Origin of the sequence: Shewanella sp. 10N.286.51.B2, assembly GCF_041469265.1 — a bacterium.
In the GTDB taxonomy this organism is placed as follows: Bacteria; Pseudomonadota; Gammaproteobacteria; order Enterobacterales; family Shewanellaceae; genus Shewanella.
Genome location: NZ_JBFRKH010000063.1, coordinates 23,202 through 44,131 on the forward strand (window position 1 = coordinate 23,202; position 20,930 = coordinate 44,131).

Below are 20,930 nucleotides of genomic sequence, written 5' to 3' on the forward strand. Positions count from 1 at the left end.
ACGAGTCGTTAAAACTGGTTCATTGTGTTGTCTTTACCTGACGCTTTAAGCGCTTGGTCACCAGAGAAGTACTCTTTATGTGCATCACCCATATCAGAACCTGCCATGTTTTGGTGTTTAACACAGGCAATACCTTGACGGATTTCCTTACGTTGAACATTAGCAACATAACCCAACATGCCTTGGTCACCGAAGTACTCTTTAGCCAAGTTATCAGTTGATAGTGCTGCGGTATGATAAGTTGGTAGCGTGATAAGGTGATGGAAAATACCCGCTTCACGTGCAGCATCAGCTTGGAAAGTACGAATTTTTTCATCAGCTTGAATAGCAAGCTCAGTTGTATCGTAATCAACACTCATTAATTGATCGCGGTTGTAAGCTGAAACGTCTTGTCCTGCTGCTTGCATTGAATCAAATACTTGCTGACGGAAGTTAAGTGTCCAGTTAAACGATGGTGAGTTGTTATACACAAGCTTTGCGTTTGGTATTACTTTACGGATTTCGTTAACCATGCCGCCGATTTGAGATACATGAGGCTTTTCAGTTTCAATCCACAGTAAGTCTGCACCATTTTGCAGTGAAGTAATACAATCAAGTACACAACGCTCTTCACCCGTACCCGCACGGAACTTAAATAAGCCATTGGGTAGACGAGCAGGTTTTACCAACTTTCCACCTTGTTGGAATACCACATCGCCATTTTTAAGTGTTGCTGCATCAACCGCTTCCACTTCAAGGAAACTATTGTATTTATCACCTAAGTCACCAGCTTCATTGGTTACAGCAATTTTTTGTGTTAGACCAGCACCTAGTGAATCGGTACGGGCAACAATCACACCGTCATCAATACCCAATTCTAAAAAGGCATAACGAACCGCATTAATTTTCGCTAGAAATTCAACATGGGGCACGGTCACTTTACCGTCTTGGTGGCCACACTGTTTTACATCAGACACTTGGTTTTCTAATTGAATACAACAAGCACCGGCTTCAATCATCTGCTTTGCCATCAAGTAAGTGGCTTCTTCGTTACCAAAACCTGCGTCAATATCAGCAATAATCGGTACAACATGGGTTTCGAAGTTATTAATTTTGTCTTGAATCGCCGCTTTTTCTGACTCGCTGGCATTATCTAATTGGCTGAACAGGCCACCCAATTCACGTGCGTCAGCTTGACGCAGAAAAGTGTACAGCTCTTTAATTAACGCAGCGACAGAGGTCTTTTCATGCATAGATTGGTCAGGTAATGGGCCAAACTCACTGCGCAGTGCTGCAACCATCCAACCTGAAAGGTATAAGTAACGACGTTTGGTGGTTAAAAGATGCTTTTTAATAGAGATCATTTTTTGTTGGCCAATAAAACCATGCCAGCAACCTAGAGACTGAGTGTACTGCGATGAATCTTTATCGTAGTTATCCATGTCTTCACGCATAATCTTAGCAGTGTACTTTGCGATGTCTAACCCAGTTTGGAAACGGTTCTGTAGACGCATACGAGCGACTGATTCTGGGTTGATGGCATTCCATGCACTACCTTCTGAATTAATCAAGGTAGCAGCTTCATCGATATTACTTCTGTAGTTAGTCATGTGTATATTCCTTTAACAAATTGATTAGCGGCAAATGATTACGTTGAAAATAATAGTTAGATTTGGTTAAATAAGTCTAATTTATACTTACTATTTTCGGTATTCATCTTATGAATGTATCTCGTATCGACTTGAACCTCCTTGTTTATTTAGATGTTTTGCTACGTGAAAGAAATGTAACTAAAGCAGCTGACCAACTTGGTATTAGCCAGCCTGCAATGAGTAACGGCCTAAAACGCTTAAGAACCTTGTTTGATGATCCCTTACTTATTCGCACCAGTCAGGGCATGACGCCGACAGAACGTGCTAAAGAGTTGCAACCCATAATCAGTACCTTGATTATCGGGCTAGAAAAAGCCGTACAGCCTCGCGCCAAATTTGACCCACAAGAAAGTGACAAAGTCTTTCGAGTCATGGCTAGTGATTATGCTGAAGCGACCTTACTACCTCCGCTAATTGCAAAACTTCGGACTCAAGCACCCAACATTATTTTAGACATCATGACCCCAAGTGATGTCAGTTTCCCTGATGTAGAACAAGGAAGAGTCGATATGGTGATCAATCGATTCGACACTATTCCGCAATCATTTCACCAGAAAGTTTTGTGGAATGACGACTTCAGCTGCTTGATTAGTAAGACGAATCCAGTTTTACACAAGTTTTCTTTAGACAGTTATTTGCAAGCCAAACACGTGTGGGTGAGTAAAACCGGAATGGGCGTTGGTGTAGGGATGGATCCTGCTGATGTTCAGCGCTTAGGTTGGGTGGATGAAGCATTAACTCGAATTGGCGTAAAACGGCAAATCACGGTTTTTACTCGCCATTACCAAGCCGCGTGTTTGTTGGCTGAGCAACAGGATTTGATCGCAACCATACCAAGTAAGATGGCTCGTCATCACAACAATAATGATCGGGTGAGTATTGTTCCGCCGCCATTTATTATTCCACCCATTGCATTAACTATGGCTTGGAGCCCCTTGCTTCAACATAATCCAGCACATCAATGGATGCGCCAATTAATCACTAAAACGGCAGATGAAATAAATAGAGGCGACGTTTAATCTTGTTGTTATTTTGATTTTTAATTACTGATACGTTGCAAATTAACCAAAAAAGGGTGATTTACCATAGATTTGATGAATATTGGTGATAACAAGTATAAATTGGATAAATAAGCTTAATTTGATATAGAGTAAAGTCTTGCTGCGAATTAACGATTAATAATAGATTTGAGTGGTTTTTAAGTTCAGCGCACAGGAATTAAAGGTAGGGATAAACATGACAGCACGTATTCAAGTAGGTGGATTACAAGTAGCACAAGCATTGTGGCAACTGGTCGATAGTGACATTTGTCCAGGTACAGGCATTGATTCAGCAACTTTCTGGGCAAAATTTGAGGACATCATTACCGAATTTGCTCCCATTAATGTGGCCTTGTTAGAAAAAAGGCAGCAATTGCAGCAACAAATTGATCAATGGCATACAAAGCACCCAGCTAAAGACGTTAACCCAGACCAATACAAAGCTTTTCTATCCGAAATCGGCTACCTAGTGCCTGAGGGTGACGATTTTCAAATTAGCACTGAAAATGTCGATCATGAAATTGCAGCGCAAGCTGGGCCACAATTAGTTGTGCCAGTAAAAAATGCACGTTTTGCCCTTAACGCCGCCAATGCACGTTGGGGCAGTTTATATGATGCGCTATATGGTACTGATGCCATATCACAACAAGACGGCGCCGAGCTGACCAAACAGTACAACCCCATAAGGGGCAATAAAGTTATCGCATTTGCAAAACATCACTTAGATACCGCAGCCCCATTAGTGCAAGGCAGCCATGCTGATGTAACGCGGTATTATATTGATGCAGGCCAACTACGTATGCAGTTAACTGATGGCACAATCACAAGCTTAACCCAAGCACAAAAGTGTGTCGGTTACCAAGGTAGTGCAGATGCGCCCAGTGCGATTTTGCTGGTTAATAATGGTTTGCATATTGAGATCCAAATTGATCCAGACAGTGTTATTGGCAGCAGCGATAGTGCTGGCGTAAAAGACTTGTTAGTTGAAGCCGCTGTTACCACCATTATGGATTGCGAAGACTCTGTTGCGGCGGTTGATGCTGAAGACAAAGTTGAAGTTTATCGCAATTGGTTAGGTTTGATGCAAGGTAACTTAGCTGCCTCACTGACTAAAAATGGTAAACAAATCCTTAGAGAGCTTAATGATGATAGGGTTTATACCGCTGCTAATGTTAATGCTAGTACAGACGCTAACACCGTAACGTTACCCGGTAGAAGCTTACTCTTTGTACGTAATGTTGGCCACTTGATGACGATTGATGCCGTACTAGATAAACATGGCAATGAAGTACCAGAAGGAATATTGGATGGCATGATCACTGTGCTTGCCGCTATGCATGACCTTAAAGGTAACAATAATGGTCGCAGTAATAGCCGCAAAGGATCGGTGAATATTGTCAAACCTAAAATGCATGGCCCAGAAGAAGTGCAATTTACTTGTGACCTCTTTACCAAGATAGAAGATGCACTCAACCTCCCCCGTAATACCATTAAAGTCGGCATTATGGATGAAGAGCGCAGAACCACACTCAACTTAAAAGAGTGTATCAGGGTCGCGCAACAGCGCGTTGTCTTTATTAATACCGGCTTTCTTGACCGTACCGGTGACGAACTCCATACCTCAATGTTAGCGGGCGCCTTTGTCCCCAAATCTGTGATGAAGCAGCAAAAATGGATTAAGGCTTATGAAGACTGGAATGTCGATATTGGACTTGAATGTGGCTTACAAGGTCGCTCTCAGATTGGTAAGGGTATGTGGCCGATGCCAGATGAAATGGCTGCCATGCTAGAACAAAAAGTGGCTCACCCAAAAGCGGGGGCAAACACGGCTTGGGTACCATCGCCCAATGGTGCCGTACTGCATTCTATCCATTTTCATCAAATAAATGTGGCGGAAGTTCAACAGCAACTTAAGCATCGTAAGCGTGCTAGCATCGATGACTTGTTGACGATTCCATTGCTTGATGACACGACAACATTAACCCAGCAACAAATTACCTTTGAACTAGAAAATAATGCTCAGGGCATACTGGGCTATGTGGTGCGCTGGATTGACCAAGGCGTCGGTTGCTCGAAAGTGCCTGATATTAATAATGTAGGTTTAATGGAAGACAGAGCGACTTTGCGGATCTCGTCGCAATACTTAGCTAATTGGCTTGAACATGGCTTATGCAGTGAAGAAGAAGTGATGGCGGCACTGAAAAAAATGGCTGCAGTGGTAGATGCTCAAAATGCAGGCGATCCACTATACATTAATATGGCACCTAACTTTGACGGCATAGCCTTTAAAGCGGCTTGCGACCTTATATTTAAAGGTAAATCGCAACCTTCTGGTTATACAGAGCCTTTACTACATGCATACAGGATCCAAGCTAAAGCAGGTTAATCTTTAGCGTTAATACTGGCTCTGTGTTTATGTAGTCACTCAATCAATAAGCCCTGATCTTGCAAAGATTAGGGCTTTTTTGAATGTTCAAGTTGGGGGATGAGATTAAGCCTACGCTCACCTTAACGGCACCCACTGATTGAAAGCAAAGGAGATCGTTAGATATTCAGCCACTTGGAGTGGGTGGCCGCATTGTTCAATATCTTCAACCAGTACAGTTTTTGTTTTAGAACATAAACTTCTTTTGAGTTATCCCCCCAACGGGGGATGCCTCTGTGACTCCCATATCGCATGCTGAACTTAGGCCAATAGAAAGGAGATAATAATGAAAAACTTAATCAAGCTTAGCGTATCGGCCTTGGCTGTTGCGGGTGTATTAGCACTTAATGGTTGTGGTAGTGATAGTTCTACCACGCCACCAACTCCAGAGCCCCAACCAACCGTGTTGACGGGGATCTTTTCTGATAGTCCTGTGGCAGGCATCGGCTATGAGACAACAGATCACAGTGGGGTAACCGACGCTCAAGGACAGTTTAGTTATAACGAGGGAGAGGCTGTAGAGTTCTATATTGGGGCGACACGCTTCCCGAGTGTTATGGGGCAGGCCGAAGTCACACCGATGGATCTTTATCAAACGGACTCAGCCAATCATACCGGGGTAATTAATACCCTGCGATTACTGCAGTCGCTTGATACAGATAATGATCCCGAGAACGGTATTCAGTTGGCAGAAGATATCCATGTAACTTTAGCGGGTCACGAAATAGATCCCACTGCCGACAACTTCGATGAGCAGGCAGAGCAAGCACTTGTCACATCAGGAGGGACAGCAGAAGAATTGGTTGATGCTGATGATGCATTGGCTCATTTTGGTCAGAGTCGTGCTTATCAATTGACAGATTTAACTGGGCAGTGGCATACGGTGTTCTTTACCATCCCTGTTGCTGGTACTTACTCTCAAGATGCCTTTAGTTATGCTGTTGAGGAATGGAGTGTCGATGCTGAGGCTAATGTCACTATGGTTGCCAAAGTCAAAAGTGATGGTGAATTAGACACGGATACTTTTAAAGCCGACCTTAGCAATACAGGGATGTTGAGCTTTGCTGAAGTTGAAAATCTTGATATGGGATTAAGCAGTCAAAAAGATAAGATAGCCAACTACTTTACCGAAGATAATGAGCAGGAGCTTGGGCTTTCAATCAAGTTAGCCGGGGATCAGCAGTTAAGCGACCTTGAAGGTCTGTGGTGGGGAACCGGAATAGAAACGCCTGTAAGTGCTAACTTCAATCAGAATGAGTTTGGTGTTTGGCTCGATAAGGTCGTGGTTGATGCGCAAGGTAAAGCTGATATTACCGAGTTGACAGTGGGGAACAAACAAGCGGAAACAGAAGTTGAAACGGTTCAGTTTGCGATGGATGAGCTAGGCAAGATCACTATCGAGGATGACGACGAATCTGCTGTCACTTACCTGTCGCGTGGTAAAGATGTCATTTTACGCCATAGCTATAAAGATACCCGTCAAAATATGTCAGTATTGCTAAAGGCCAATATCGAACCATCTCTTGCTGACTTAGAGGGATTTTGGCGTCTTTATAACCTTCAGATGCCTGATGATGGCAGCATGAATGCCGATGGCTTTGGCTATTGGATTGTTGAATTGGATATTGATGCTGATGGGCTTGCTACTTGGAGTCATGTGGCGACTTCTGAAGATGAGACGTTAACAGAGCAATCTATGCAGATGCAGTTAGTTGATGGTCGATTTGTAGGTGAAGAAGATAACTGGCTGATGAACCAAGATAAAGACCTGATGGTCGTCGTCTCTCAGTGGGCGGAAGGAGATAATCAATTCTCAGCTTATGCGATTGCGATTAAGCAAATTAAACCATAATGCTGTTACTGTTGAAATAGTACTAAGCCTGCAGAGTGAAGCAGGCTTTTTTTATCTTATTTGCCCACTGTTAAAGCCAATGGTGACCAATAGTTGATTATGGTTATAGCGCCATAACAGCTGATTCTGATGTTTAGATCCTGTTTTGTGTAGAACACTTTTAATCTGGCTCTTTATGGTTTCTTTGCTGACTTGGCGTATACCTGCGATATCCGAACCTGAGTGACCGCAAATTAATAGGGTTAAAACTTGGTATTCTGCTGGAGTGAGCTTAACAGGACGTTGTTTAACAGGGATTGGAAAGTGTTCCTGACAACGACACAAGGCTTTATCTTGCTCGATATTCGCTAGTTGGTGAGCATGAAAGGCGCTCACCCATGGCTGCATAGAGTGGCCTAGTTTCTCATGTAATCGCCGAGTGCCTCCACTAAATACTTCATTAAGCGAATGAGCTGTAAACAATAAGTATAAGTGTTGGTTAACAGTCACCAGTAAGCTTAGAGTCGAGCGATAGTGAACATAGGGTAATAAACTCTCACAGCTGACTTCATCCGGAAGTTGATCGGGCTTGATCAGTTTCTCCATTATCTGCGAACTGTTTATCAAGCCTTTTTTTAGATAAGCATTAAAAAAAACATCGTGTCGCCAATGTTGCTGGTAAAACTGAATGTCTTTTTCTGATATTTCTGCTGACCAAGTGTGTAGTCGCTTTAAGCAGCTATCAATAATCGTAATGCTGGTTGCATCGGCCTGTAACGTTTCTGATAGATAGCTAAAGTCTTCGCCTTTAACCCCTGTTGTAGATATGTTTTCGATTAATTGATATTGCCAATTGGAAAACAGATCCCAATTCATAAAGCCTCCTTGCAAAGCTATCAAATATTTTAAATGTTAACGTTAACTTAACAAAGCTCGCAGAAGGTAAGTTGATTAAGATCAAAAAAACGGGTTAAGACCGAAGATAATGAATACAGCAGCTTACAAAATCAAAATCCAAGCCACCCATTATTAATCAATAACATAACGACCTTTTGGTAGGCTCGCAAGTGAACTCACCTGATTGAAAAAATACATAGCCACCCATTATTTTGAAGTTATAACATAACGCTTTTCATTTTAAGTTGCTAACACCAACAATCATTTACTGAAGGGATGAACCCTGCCAAAGGACTGAAAATTTCATAATTAATCGCCAAAATTAAGTCATAAACTAAATTCAATCCAGCAGAAAAGCTTGATATCAATCAAGTGGGGAATACTTTTACTTGAAATTAAGAAATGATTTATTAAGCGCACAACCATCGCTGACAGTTAGCTGCACCTTGTCGCCGCTTGCGCTCTAGATGTTCACAATATTCAGTTAATGCAGGTAACGCCCCTACAGCTCCTTTAAATAATGCACCAAACTCAGTAGTGATTTTTAACCAGTTTTCAGCAGGAATATTCAATCTATTGAGAATATCCTGGCTACTCGCGCTTATGGCACCGCGTTTGTCATCACGAATAATCCGCCCTGTATCTTCAACCAGCACAATGTAATCTTTGACGCTAAACATCAAACCATTAGGCATATCCAAACGTTCATTGCCCACAAAAGGCAGTAACTCCGCGGGTTGCTCACCTTTCATGGCTGAGTTGATCCGGCGCTGAATGCTGGTGTAATCGGAGCTTTCAGGGGCTGTAGCCATCTTGGCGCGGATAGGGTTTAAGTCCACATAGGCCATGCACGCAAGTACTGCAGCTTCATCTAATAATGCTTGGGATTTAAAGCGCCCTTCCCAAAATCGACCAGTGCAGTTATCTTCTTTATTGGCCATTCGGGCAATAGGTTCACACAGTGAGCGCATAAACCAACTGATATCAGTCAAGCGTAGGCGATATTGAGTGATACAGTCATTCACAGCCTGTAACTCAAATTCATTAAGCGCTTCACCTTTAACAAACTTATTGGTCAGCAATGTGCCTTTAAAGCCTTTATGCCATTGGATAAGCACTTCTTTATCAGACCATTTTTTGGCGGTATCGATATCCACTTTTAGCACCACATGTAAATGATTACTCATCACCGCATAAGCACAAATATCAATAGCAAAAATCGTCGCAAGCGCCAACATACGAGAATCGACCCACTCGCGGCGATGCTCATAGTTATCACCAGAACTTGCATCAAAACCACATAGAAAGGCTTTACGCACCACTCTAGAACAGCAGTGGTAGTAAGGCGTATCTTCTAAGCTCACGAGTGTTTCCCTAGGTCTGGCCATCATCAATCACCGATTATTAAGCAATAACTAAAGCCTAGTTCAGTGTTGATAATTTAGCCACTTGGAGTGGGTGGCCATGTTATTATTCAAGTACTGCAGCTTCATCTAATAATGCTTGGGATTTAAACCGCCCCTCCCAAAATCGACCAGTGCAGTTATCTTCTTTATTGGCCATTCGGGCAATAGGTTCACACAGTGAACGCATAAACCAACTGATATCAGTCAAGCGTAGTCGGTATTGAGTAATACAGTCATTCACAGCCTGTAACTCAAACTCATTAAGCACTTCACCTTTAACAAACTTATTGGTCAGCAATGTGCCTTTAAAGCCTTTATGCCATTGGGTAAGCACCTCGAAATCAGACCAGTTTTTGGCGGTATCAATATCCACTTTTAGCACCACATGTAAATGATTACTCATCACCGAATAAGCACAAATATCAATGGCAAAAATCGTCGCAAGCTCTAATATCCGAGAATCAACCCACTCACGGCGATGCTCATAGTTATCACCAGAGCTTGCATCAAAACCACATAGAAAGGCTTTACGCACCACTCTAGAACAGCAGTGGTAGTAAGGCGTATCTTCTAAACTCACGAGTGTTTTTCTAGGTCTGGCCATCATCTATCACCGATTATTAAGCAATAACCAAAGCCTAGTACAGTGTTGATAATTTAGCCACTTAAAGTGGGTGGCCATGTTATTAGTATTTTTGATGCAGAGGTATTTACCCAACTATTAAAGCGCAATAACAAAAAACACATTCCCAGTTTATTCTTTTGTTATTACCCAGATCAGATTTTTACTATGGAGAATGTCCACAGGGTTAATGATGTAAAACATGATAGCCAAACCTGGGAAGAAATTATTTATCAAAAGATCCCGCCCCCAAATGCCCATGGGATCAGCTGGCCTAAAACCGAAATTCATATTGGTTTCCGTAGCGATCTGCTGCAAGACTTTCAAGAACTGGAAACATTGCTCAACTCATTTACGATTAAAAATGATGATTTAATCGCGCTGCTTGCGCTACAAAACGAAGGACACAGCCCTGAGGAAGCAGCCAATATTTGGCTAAATAACAACCGTGATACTGTTTTAGCCTGGTTTACAGGCTTTCAGCTTTCGAGTTCAAAAAAAGCAGATGCCCTAGGAGTTAATTAACAAGTGGGTCAGAGTATGACGGAACCCCACTTATTAAAATGCATTACGTTTGCGACTTCATATTCCAGTTTAGATAACTGCCCGCATGCAAATCATCAGGGCGATAGCGTAATAAAATATGTGGGGTCAAAGTCTGATCCCACTTCTTTAAGACCCTTGTTCGGGAACAGAAGACCAGAGCCACTATTAGAAACAAGGTATTATTATGCTGGTTAAATTAGACGTGAAAAAGAAATATGTATGGCCAATAAGAGCTGCTTGTTTTGTTATATCAATACCTTTGATTCTTCATACGTTTGATATTTGGTCTTCTGGTTTTGCTTATTCCCATGGGAATTTGGCTGTCAAAGGTGAAGATAATCAATTGTTTTATAGTGTATTAATAAAATACTGCGCTTTTTCGTTTTTCTTTGTGTGGTTTGGAACCGCTGGTACTATAGAAAAAAAGAACAAGAATTAAAGTAAAGTTTTAAGTAGCCTATAAACAAAAAATTAAGTTTACTCTGACCCCCACTTATTAAAACCGGTATAAATACGAGAGCAAACTCAACCATGCTCTCGTAAAGCCAATAATCATAGGTGGCCATGTTATTACCTAAAGTTCTAGGCGAAATAGATTAAGGATAATCTGTGAGAATTAGCATAATAATTATATTTTTAACCGCACTACTAAGTAGTAATGCACAGTCAAATAATACTCCACCACCTTATTGGGACAAGCTTCAAAAATGCGAAACCTTGAATGGTGAGTATGGTCACGTACAAGCTTTCGAATATCGGGTCAAAAAGTATAAAAAGTGGGGTCAGAGTAAACTTAAACCCTGCCAACAAAAAAGCGACCCTTAGGTCGCTTTTTCACTTTGATAAATAGCTAAACGTCAAACAAAGCCAGCTACTAATAATGGCGTTACTGCCGATGATAAGACAAGGAAGTTTGAGGTTTTCGCCGCGGAGTTGACTGGTGTCAATGAGCAGCGAAAAGCTTAAACTGAAGCCGTATTATCGAGGCCAAGTAGCCATTATCTTTATTCGTAGTCACCAATTGGCACACAAGAACACATCAAATTACGATCCCCATAAACATCATCAATACGGTTAACCGTTGGCCAGAACTTATTCGCTTTAACCGCTGCTGATGGGAATACGGCCACTTCGCGGCTGTATGGACGTGAGTCAAACTCAGGATCCATAATGTCAGCCATGGTGTGTGGTGCATTGTGCAGTGGGTTGTTATCGCTTGGCCACTCGCCTGCTTCGACTTTGGCAATCTCGCCACGAATAGAGATCATCGCTTCGATAAAGCGGTCTAGCTCTACTTTTGACTCTGACTCTGTTGGCTCAATCATTAACGTACCTGCTACAGGGAAGCTCATGGTTGGGGCGTGGAAGCCGTAGTCATTTAGACGCTTAGCAATGTCCATCTCAGTGACGCCAGATGCTTCTTTAAGTGGACGTAAATCGATAATGCACTCGTGAGCTACGCGGTCATTACGGCCAGTAAATAATACTGGGTAATGGGCCGACAGCTTCTTCATCACATAGTTAGCGTTAAGTAGCGCCATTTGGGTTGATTGCTTAACCCCTTTTGTGCCTAACAGCTTAATGTACATCCAGCTAATAGGTAGGATGCTAGCACTGCCGTATGGCGCGGCTGATACTGCGCCATTATGGTCGCTTTCGCGGCCTGGTTTGACAACTTTATGGCCTGCAACAAACGGCGCTAAATGCTTTTTAATGCCGATTGGGCCCATTCCTGGTCCGCCGCCGCCATGTGGAATAGCAAAGGTTTTGTGTAGGTTAAGGTGTGATACGTCAGCGCCGATAAAGCCCGGCGATGTAAGACCTACTTGTGCGTTCATGTTAGCGCCATCAAGGTAAACTTGACCGCCATGTTGATGAACGATTTCACAGATTTCGCTGATTGATTCTTCATACACACCGTGGGTCGATGGATAGGTGATCATGATGCACGATAAGTTATCAGCAAGCTCTGCCGCTTTCGCTTTTAAGTCTTCTAAATCAACGTTACCGTCTTTATCACAGGCGGTTACGACTACTTTCATGCCAGCAAGCTGGGCAGAAGCGGGGTTAGTACCGTGGGCAGATTGGGGGATTAAACAGATGTCTCTGTGCCCTTCGCTGCGTGACTCGTGATATTTCTTAATCGCTAACAGGCCAGCGTACTCGCCCTGCGCGCCAGAGTTTGGCTGAATACACACTTCGTCGTAGCCCGTAATGTTAACGAGAAAATCTGACAATTCGTTGATTAACTGAGTGTAACCTTGGGCTTGTTCAAGCGGGCAGAATGGGTGCATGTTGGCAAATTCAGGCCAGCTTACTGGTAGCATTTCAACGGCGGCGTTTAACTTCATGGTGCAAGAACCCAGCGAAATCATTGAGTGATTTAAGGCTAAATCTTTATTCTCAAGACGCTTGATGTAACGCATCATTTCAGTTTCGCTTTGGTAGCTACTAAATGTTGGGTGAGACAATATCTTGTCGTGACGGATGAGATGAGCAGGAATTGATCCCTCGCCTTCGCCAAAAGCAGCGCCGCCAATGATTTCAGCATCGAGTGTTGCTACATCTAGACCGTGGTCAGCACCTAAGATGACATCAAATAACTGAGCGATATCGTCACGGGTGGTGGTTTCGTCAAGGCTGATGCCGACAATGCCGTCGCTGTCGATACGTAGGTTCATTTCAGCAGTTAATGCACGTGCGTTAACCGCATCAACATCAAGGCCTGATAATGAAAGGGTGTCAAACCAAGTGCTGTTAACTAACTCAACGCCTTTGGCTTTTAGGCCGACGGCTAAGATGTCTGTTAAACGGTTAATACGGCTGGCGATATTTTTAAGGCCAACGGCGCCGTGGAATACCGCGTAAAACGACGCCATATTGGCTAATAAGATTTGCGCAGTACAAATGTTTGAGTTGGCTTTTTCGCGGCGGATATGTTGCTCACGAGTTTGCATCGCCATACGCAGGGCTTTATTACCGCGGGTATCTTTTGATACGCCAATAATACGACCTGGCATTGAACGTTTGTGTGCATCACGTGCAACGAAGAATGCCGCATGTGGTCCGCCGTAGCCCATTGGTACGCCAAAACGCTGAGCGCTACCAAATACGATATCTGCGCCCATTGAACCCGGTGACTTAAGCAGTACCAGTGACATGATGTCAGCAGCAACAGTCACAATCGCTTTCTTTTCAGCAAGCTTAGCGAACAGTTCAGTGTTGTCGGTGATTTCACCAAAACGGTTAGTGTACTGGAATAATGCGCCGAATAGCTCGTAGTTTGCGGCTTCGCTTGCTGGGCCAACGATAACTTCAAAACCAAAGCATTCTGCGCGAGTTTGCACTACGTCTAATGTTTGTGGGAATACGTCGTCTGCCACGAAAAAGATGTTGGCTTTTTTGGCTTTTGATACGCGCTTGGCCATGGCCATTGCTTCAGCGGCGGCGGTTGCTTCATCAAGTAATGATGCTGAGGCGAGATCAAGTCCAGTTAAGTCCATAGACACTTGTTGGAAGTTAAGAATGGCTTCTAAACGGCCTTGGGCGATTTCTGGCTGGTACGGGGTGTACGCTGTATACCAACCCGGATTTTCAAACACGTTTCGTAAAATGACATTGGGTACTTCTGTACCGTAATAGCCCATACCGATATAGCTTTTAAAGACTTTGTTTTTGTCAGCTATGCCGCGGATGTAAGCGGTGCCTTCTGCTTCGCCACATGAATCACCAATGGTCAATTCTTGCGGTAAACGAATTGAACCAGGCACTGTTTGTGCGGTTAAGTCTTCGAGCGATTCTGCGCCAACAAAATTCAACATTTCTTGCTGTTGAGTTTGGCTTGGGCCGATATGACGGCTTAAAAACAATTCGTGTTGCTCTAATTGAGTTAGGGTCTGCTTTGTCATGAGAAATCGTGTTCCAAATCTGCCAGTATTTTGCGGTAGGGCATCAATAGCTGGTCTAGGAAAAAAATGTTGTAATGCAATACTTATACGCGGGACGTAAGGATCGCTAATGCCTTTAAATATTTAAAGGTAAAACAAAAGAAGCTCCCAAGGGAGCTTCTAGTAGCGTCGACGATTATTCTTCGTCAATCACTTCTTGGTAACCGTCAGCGTCTAACAAGTTAGCCACTTCAGCTTCGTCTGAAGGCTGAACGCGGAAGAACCAACCTTCGCCAAATGCTTCGCTGTTTACTAGCTCTGGTGAGTCTTCTAATGCTTCGTTTACGGCAATTACTTCACCTGAAATCGGTGCATAGATGTCTGATGCAGCTTTTACTGATTCAGCTACGGCGCAATCTTCACCGGCTGTCACTGTGTCGCCAACTTCTGGTAATTCAACGAATACCATGTCACCTAATAGCTCTTGTGCATGCTCAGTGATACCGACAGTGTAAGTGCCGTCTTCTTCTTTGCGGATCCACTCATGAGATGATGCATATTTAAGTTCAGCTGGAATGTTGCTCATTGTCGTAATTCCTATATCTATAAATTTAAAGCGTAATCGTTAGTGTTATTTAAGTGCTGGCTAACAACCTCATTAGCAACACTTTTATTATTCAGTGACTTCAATACAAGCATTTATAACACTTTGGTTAGAATGCCTGTTTACCATTTCTGACAAAGCTTGGCGCTATTACTTTAACAGCTACGCGCTTTTTACGCATTTCCACTTCAGCGGTATCGCTAATGCCTTGGGGTACTCTTGCCATGGCAATTGAGTAGCCTAAGGTTGGCGAGAATGTGCCGCTAGTAATTGAGCCTTGGTGCTCTAGGCCGTCTGCATCAGTAAAGAATACTGGCATGCCGTGACGCAGTACGCCTTTTTGTTCCATGACTAGGCCAACTAATTTGTCAGGTCCAGCGGCTTTAATAGCCGTTAATGCTTCGCGGCCAATAAAGTCGCGCTCGCTTGGTTCCCATGCGATAGTCCAGCCCATGTTAGCGGCTAATGGGTTAACGGTTTCATCCATATCTAAACCATAAAGGTTCATGCCTGCTTCTAAACGCAGGGTGTCACGTGCGCCTAGTCCACAAGGCTGTACGCCTGCTTCGAGTAGTGCTTGCCATAAGTTTTCAGCCTCTGCTTCAGGTACGATAATTTCGTAGCCAACTTCACCGGTGTAACCCGTGGTAGCAATAAACAGTGAACCTGCTTGCACGCCAAAGAATGGCTTCATGCCTTCAACGGCGGCGTTTTGCTCAGCGCTGAATACGTTAGCGGCTTTGGCTTTAGCGTTAGGGCCTTGAACGGCAATCATCGCCAGCTCAGGGCGCTCAGTAATCGTCACCTCAAAGCCTGCAGATTGTTTTTCCATCCATGCTAAATCTTTTACCCGAGTTGCTGAGTTAACCACAACGCGGTAATGGGTATCGGTAAGATAATAAGTGATAAGGTCGTCAATTACGCCAGCATTGTCATCTAACATGCCGCTGTATAGCGCCTTGCCAGCAACTTTAAGCTTAGCAATATCATTTGCTAATAATTTGCGTAGAAATGCACAAGCATCGGTACCCGTCACATCAACCACTGTCATGTGTGATACATCGAACATACCTGCGTTTTGACGCACAGCGTTATGTTCTTCGATTTGTGAACCGTAGTTAAGTGGCATGTCCCAACCGTGGAAGTCTACCATCTTGCCATTTGATTCTAAGTGCTTGTTAAAGAGTACAGTTTTATTAGCCATTATTATCTCTTTTTTATGAACCTTCTGAGGGTAAAACTAATGAAGGTATTTTATAAATGCGCCAAAATTATACCCACAGGGTTAATTTTGTATAGTAGGAAATTTTCTAATCTGAGACTTTGTCATTAGTTTAGCTAATGCGACTATAGGCGTTTTAATATCTTTATTTACGCCAACTCGGCCCATCCCCTGATATATAAGGATTTTTAGGCCGAATTAGCTAAAAAATTTAATCTCGACAAAGCTTAGGAAGTTTCACTTTATTGCCTATAGCCTGTTTGATGAACACTGTTTTTAGTCCTGCGACATTATCAACTAGGTTTAAACCCAGATCTCTAAAGGCTTTTTTAACTGGATTGCTACCGGAAAATAGTCTTTTAAACCCTTCCATTGCGCTAATCATTTCAATGGCATCAGCTTTTCGCCAGCGCTCAAGGGCGCGAAGGTTGGCGTAATCACCGAGATCTTTACCCGCTTCATGTAACTCGCTAACGGTTTCGATAATACTGGCCGCATCTAAAAAGCCTAAGTTAACCCCCTGACCTGCTAACGGATGGATTGTATGGGCGGCGTCACCGGCTAAAATCAAACGATGACGGGCAAAATGACGGGCATAACGCATCCGTAATGGGTGCCATTGGCGTTCGCTGACCAGTTCACAAATGCCTAAACGACCATCTGATGCTGCGGTTAAGGCTTTTGAGAACTCATCACTTGATAGCGCTAATAATTCTTCTGCTTGCTGGGGCGATACTGACCACACGATTGAGCATAAATTGTCTTCATACAATGGCAATAAAGCTAATGGGCCATCGGCTAAAAACACTTGGCGGGCGGTAGCATCGTGGGGCTCACTGGTGCGAATAGTGGCGACAATGGCGTGATGACCATAATCCCAAAAGGTTAATGGGATTTGGCATTGGCTACGCACCCAAGAATTGGCGCCGTCAGCGGCAATCACTAGGGCGGCGCTTAAGTTGTCGCCGTTATCTAGGGTAAGCCATGATTCACGCTCACCAAAGGCGATGCGCTCTAGTCGCTGACCTTCTAGGTGGGTGATGTTCGAGAGTTCAGCGGCGCGTTTTGCTAAGGCAAAGCTGATGGCTTGGTTTTCGATAATCGCCCCAAGGGATGTCTCGCTAATGCTGGCGGCATCAAAGGCAATTTTACCTAAACCGTCTTTGTCCCACACCGCCATTTTTGAATATGGGGTAGCGCGGGCGCTATCAATGTACTGCCAAGCACCTAAGTTGGTAAGTAGTCGCTCACTGGCTTTGTTAATGGCACTCACTCGAAGGCGTGGCTCACCTGACACAGCCTCTGTTTGGCCCGCATCAATCACCACCACGTTTAAGTTTGCCTCGGCTAAACCGATTGCCGTTGCCAAGCCAACCATACCACCGCCAACTATGGCTACATCATAGGTCTGAGTTTGAAACATGTTAATCCTTAATCTTCAATCGGTTTACTGAGATGCTTTATTACTGCACTTGCAATCTTTAGACGCTTTTCCAGCCCATGGCTTTATGGGCAATCGGCGCTTTAAGCGGCGGACACCATGACAATAATCTTAACCCTAAACTGCGCCCAGCCACTAGCGGCCAATACTGATTTGAGAAGCCACGCACTAAAAACTCAACATTGTTGATGGTGGCCATTCTATCTTGCTGTCTTGATGCAAGATAATGATGAATAAGCGAGTTGTGGCCAAGATCTAAACTTTCAATGCCAGCTTCAATACTTGTATCAATACTGCTTTTAATGCTGGTTTCAATACTTGTTTCGACAGCATCGATTAATCCAACCACATCACGTAGACCTAGGTTAAAGCCTTGACCTGCAATGGGATGTAATGTTTGCGCCGCATTGCCAATAAACACAGTGCGATGATAAATCGGTCTTGGCATGTAAGATAAGGTTAATGGATAACTGACCCGTAAGCCGACATCAGTAAAGCGCCCGGCGCGATTGCCAAAAGCCTGTTGCAACGCGGCTAAAAAGTCGACTTTGTCACAGTGTTTAAACTGATGGGCTTGCTCAGCATCTAGCGCCCACACTAATGACAGCCGAGTTTTACCATTTATTGGCGCCATGGGTAATAAGGCTAATGGGCCAGTGTCAGTGAAACGCTCATAGGCCCAACTATTGTGAGGTTTATCAGTTTGGACATTGGCCACCAGCGCCACTTGTTCAAATTCAACTTGAGTCACATCTTGTTTTAACGCTTGGCGCACTTTGGAGTGAGCACCATCTGCAGCCACTAACAACTTGCTGCGAATTTGCTGGTCGTTATCAAGGGTTATCGTGTGACCATCCATATCGGTTTCAAGCTGAGTTAGGCTTGCTGGGCAGTGCAATTTAATATCCGCTTGTTGAAGTTGATCAAACAAGACTTTACCGACTTTCGCTAGCTCAACCACTTGCCCCATTGATGGCAGGCCAAATTGCTCAGCGTTAAGCTCGGTCATGCCAAAGTGACCGCGATCTGAGATATGAATATTTTCAATATCGCTGCCAAGGCTGGCGATACTTGGCCAGATCCCTAACTGAGTTAACTCAAATACTGAGCCATGGGCAATGGCGATTGAACGCGAGTCAAACCCTGGGTGATTATCATCAGTTTTTTGCGCTTCAATTAAGGCGATAGATAAAGGACGATTTAAAAGACCTGCATGTTTAGCGGATAATTTTTCTGATAATTTTGCTAAACCCAGCGCTAAACTGGCACCAGCCATAGCGCCGCCAACAATAGTGATATCCACCTGTTGTGGTGGCTGTTGTGGTGGCTGTGGTAATTGGGCACTTGCCTGTTTGCTATCTGTCTTCGCGTTTAACTCAGTCATAAAGCCTGTTCTTATTGTTTTTGTTAATTATGATATGAATTGAATATTGTTATGATGGTATTGCTATTGGCCATGTAGCTAGTTCAGCTCTGGTTCGTGTTCTGGCTGAGCTCAAGTATCTGTGATGCCAGAGGACTTTTCACCCCGAGCCAACACGGCCCAAGGCGAAAGCTACATTCTAATTAGTGCAGCGGCGCTAATGGGGATTCTTCATCTAATGGCATTTCAGGGCCAAACTCTGAGTAACATAAAATAGCCGCCATTCTGACAAACTCGTGCAACTCGATAAATGCAGCTTCTGATTCATCATCATCGCTGACATCAAATTCCACTTGAGCAATAGCGCCTAAATCTTGGATAATTTCGCGCACATCAGTTGATGCGCCGTTAAGCTTTGGCTGAATAAGCGCAATAGCGGTTAAGTAGCTTTGTACCCATAGGGCTAAGCACTCTAAGCGCAAGCTGAGTAGCTCTTCTTCTTCTGGTAATAACGGCGTAAAACCAAATTCAGCATCGCTTAAGCGAGTCGCTGTGTCTTGGAATAATTCATTGATAAGTTGTTGCAGTTCAGTGCTGACTGCTTGACCGTCATTCATCAATTCAAGTAATGGCTTTTGCCAAGCTAATTTTGCTTGATCTACCCCACCACAAATTAAACCAACTAATGCGCCATGCACCTCAACAGGATGCTGACCAATTTCAGCTGAATCTAACGCTTGTTTTAGTTTTTCAATACATAAAGAAGGAGGGGTTGCCATGATATTGTTCCAGTTATATTCGATCAGATGCAATGCTAGCAGAGTTAATAACTGCCACCAAATTGTTCATTGCGATTTGCTAAGTATAATAGCAAATTGACCAAAGCTTCACTAACCCCGCCGCTATAAAGCTAAAGCTGATATTAACTGTCTTGTCTATAACGCAATCAACTAAGCGTTTTGCACCAAAGCGAGTATTCTTAAACGGTAAACTGTTCGATGCCATTAATTTGTAAAAATAGAAATGACGATTGTAACGCCTATTGCAATGACGGCTTGTATTAGCCTTGAGCTAGGCGCTTAACGAGTTATCCTGCCTGACGTGTAGGGAACGTGTAGAGAGTTTAGCCATAATTATGCTTTAAGATTAATTATGCTCAGACAACAAGCAAATAATCGTAAAGGCGGCGAGTTACCTTGCACTTTTAATAGTAGCGCTATATAGTCCGCAAATAGACTAATACCGTTATCAACTGTGGTAAAAGCGTAATGCTAAGGCGTTATCGCGAGGTAAGTCGTTAACCTGCTACAATTTTTATTTTTCGACAAATAAGGATCTTCAGCGAAGCATGAGTAATAGTGCTATTGATATCTCCCTGTTAGGGCGCACCTACTCGATTAATTGTCCTAAGGGACAAGAGGATGCTTTGCGTGCGATTGCCAAGGGTGTCGAGCAGCAGCTTTCTACATTAAAAACACGTACCAACAATTTGAGTCGCGAAGAATTAGCCATTATGGCCGCGTTAAATATTGGTCATGAGTTGTATGAAGAGCAGCAAAAAAATCAGCAGTATATGGCGCAAATGGATGAGCGTATCTCGTTATTACAATCAACGTTAGAAAACTCGTTGCTTGAACGAACCACCAAGAAAGGTTAACAATTTTAGAATTATGTACTGCCGCTAGTAATGGCTAACGGTACCTGGTTCAACCCTGTTTTGCTCCCTGGGATATTCGCTTGTAGGTTATGTCCCTGTGCCGATATTTACAAACCCAGGGTGAATGCTTTCATTGACATTGCGTATGCTCGGCTCGTATCGAGAAACCTTAGGATATGAACATTTTCCCGCCTTGAACCTACGGTTCAAGGGCTGCACCGACGGTCGGTATTCTGGGGAGCAATTTAATTTAAAACAAACCACCTCAATGGTGGTTTTTTTATGGCCAAAATTAGCGCTTAGCTACTCACCCGCCAAGCCCTTAATCATCCAAGCAATTAACCATCCAAGCCCTTAA

The 20,930-nt window shown here is 43.5% G+C and carries 15 protein-coding genes, 1 other RNA gene and 1 pseudogene; 7 read left to right on the plus strand and 10 right to left on the minus strand.

Annotated features, from left to right (window positions below; all coding sequences use genetic code 11):
• Positions 1-8 precede the first annotated feature (8 nt).
• Positions 9-1,589 carry an isocitrate lyase gene (locus AB4140_RS16360; protein WP_102476664.1) on the minus strand — a complete coding sequence of 527 codons (1,581 nt, stop codon included), beginning with the start codon at positions 1,587-1,589 and terminating at the stop codon, positions 9-11.
• Between the two features lie 110 nt (positions 1,590-1,699).
• Here AB4140_RS16360 and AB4140_RS16365 point away from each other — a divergent pair, with 110 nt between their 5' ends.
• The 3 genes from AB4140_RS16365 (at position 1,700) to AB4140_RS16375 (ending at position 6,948) form a co-directional block, all read left to right on the plus strand.
• Positions 1,700-2,650: a LysR family transcriptional regulator gene (locus AB4140_RS16365; protein WP_102435682.1), complete on the plus strand. Its 951-nt coding sequence runs from the start codon at positions 1,700-1,702 to the stop codon at positions 2,648-2,650.
• A 217-nt stretch (positions 2,651-2,867) separates the two neighbouring features.
• Positions 2,868-5,057 (plus strand): malate synthase G, encoded by a 2,190-nt coding sequence (locus tag AB4140_RS16370; RefSeq protein ID WP_372001758.1) that lies wholly within the window; start codon positions 2,868-2,870, stop codon positions 5,055-5,057.
• Positions 5,058-5,382: 325 nt separating this feature from the next.
• The gene (locus AB4140_RS16375; RefSeq protein ID WP_372001760.1) at positions 5,383-6,948 is read left to right on the plus strand and encodes a hypothetical protein; all 1,566 of its coding nucleotides are present in this window, start codon (positions 5,383-5,385) and stop codon (positions 6,946-6,948) included.
• Positions 6,949-6,999: 51 nt separating this feature from the next.
• Here the strand turns inward: AB4140_RS16375 and AB4140_RS16380 are convergent, their stop codons facing one another.
• The 3 genes and pseudogenes from AB4140_RS16380 to AB4140_RS16390 all read right to left on the minus strand — a co-directional run.
• Positions 7,000-7,803 (minus strand): helix-turn-helix transcriptional regulator, encoded by an 804-nt coding sequence (locus tag AB4140_RS16380; protein ID WP_372001761.1) that lies wholly within the window; start codon positions 7,801-7,803, stop codon positions 7,000-7,002.
• Between the two features lie 431 nt (positions 7,804-8,234).
• The gene (locus tag AB4140_RS16385) at positions 8,235-9,212 is read right to left on the minus strand and encodes a transposase (protein ID WP_372001773.1); all 978 of its coding nucleotides are present in this window, start codon (positions 9,210-9,212) and stop codon (positions 8,235-8,237) included.
• Positions 9,213-9,300: 88 nt separating this feature from the next.
• A pseudogene (locus tag AB4140_RS16390) lies at positions 9,301-9,834 on the minus strand (transposase); the annotation flags it as partial.
• A gap of 66 nt (positions 9,835-9,900) precedes the next feature.
• On the opposite strand from AB4140_RS16390, the gene AB4140_RS16395 reads away from it, so the two are divergent.
• Both AB4140_RS16395 and AB4140_RS16400 read left to right on the plus strand, forming a co-directional pair.
• On the plus strand, positions 9,901-10,377 hold the full coding sequence (locus tag AB4140_RS16395) for a glycine betaine ABC transporter substrate-binding protein (protein ID WP_372001763.1): 477 nt from the start codon (positions 9,901-9,903) through the stop codon (positions 10,375-10,377).
• 205 nt (positions 10,378-10,582) lie between these two features.
• Positions 10,583-10,837 carry a hypothetical protein gene (locus tag AB4140_RS16400; protein ID WP_372001765.1) on the plus strand — a complete coding sequence of 85 codons (255 nt, stop codon included), beginning with the start codon at positions 10,583-10,585 and terminating at the stop codon, positions 10,835-10,837.
• Between the two features lie 565 nt (positions 10,838-11,402).
• Here the strand turns inward: AB4140_RS16400 and gcvP are convergent.
• From gcvP to AB4140_RS16430, 6 genes are all read right to left on the minus strand, one after another.
• Positions 11,403-14,306 carry an aminomethyl-transferring glycine dehydrogenase gene (gene gcvP, locus AB4140_RS16405; RefSeq protein WP_372001767.1) on the minus strand — a complete coding sequence of 968 codons (2,904 nt, stop codon included), beginning with the start codon at positions 14,304-14,306 and terminating at the stop codon, positions 11,403-11,405.
• A gap of 175 nt (positions 14,307-14,481) precedes the next feature.
• Positions 14,482-14,871: a glycine cleavage system protein GcvH gene (gcvH, locus tag AB4140_RS16410; protein ID WP_076539644.1), complete on the minus strand. Its 390-nt coding sequence runs from the start codon at positions 14,869-14,871 to the stop codon at positions 14,482-14,484.
• Positions 14,872-14,998: 127 nt separating this feature from the next.
• Positions 14,999-16,093 carry a glycine cleavage system aminomethyltransferase GcvT gene (gene gcvT / locus AB4140_RS16415; RefSeq protein WP_372001769.1) on the minus strand — a complete coding sequence of 365 codons (1,095 nt, stop codon included), beginning with the start codon at positions 16,091-16,093 and terminating at the stop codon, positions 14,999-15,001.
• 229 nt (positions 16,094-16,322) lie between these two features.
• Positions 16,323-17,534, minus strand: a complete 1,212-nt coding sequence (locus AB4140_RS16420; protein ID WP_372001771.1) for an FAD-dependent oxidoreductase — start codon at positions 17,532-17,534, stop codon at positions 16,323-16,325.
• Between the two features lie 58 nt (positions 17,535-17,592).
• Positions 17,593-18,828: a 2-octaprenyl-6-methoxyphenyl hydroxylase gene (gene ubiH, locus AB4140_RS16425; protein WP_372001775.1), complete on the minus strand. Its 1,236-nt coding sequence runs from the start codon at positions 18,826-18,828 to the stop codon at positions 17,593-17,595.
• A 290-nt stretch (positions 18,829-19,118) separates the two neighbouring features.
• Positions 19,119-19,694 carry a UPF0149 family protein gene (locus tag AB4140_RS16430; RefSeq protein ID WP_102435706.1) on the minus strand — a complete coding sequence of 192 codons (576 nt, stop codon included), beginning with the start codon at positions 19,692-19,694 and terminating at the stop codon, positions 19,119-19,121.
• A gap of 569 nt (positions 19,695-20,263) precedes the next feature.
• Between AB4140_RS16430 and zapA the strand changes: the two genes are divergently transcribed.
• A complete protein-coding gene (zapA, locus tag AB4140_RS16435; RefSeq protein ID WP_076539654.1) occupies positions 20,264-20,572 on the plus strand; it encodes a cell division protein ZapA in 309 nt (102 codons plus the stop codon).
• A 61-nt stretch (positions 20,573-20,633) separates the two neighbouring features.
• A non-coding RNA gene (gene ssrS, locus AB4140_RS16440) (6S RNA) lies at positions 20,634-20,816 on the plus strand.
• Positions 20,817-20,930: the final 114 nt, after the last annotated feature.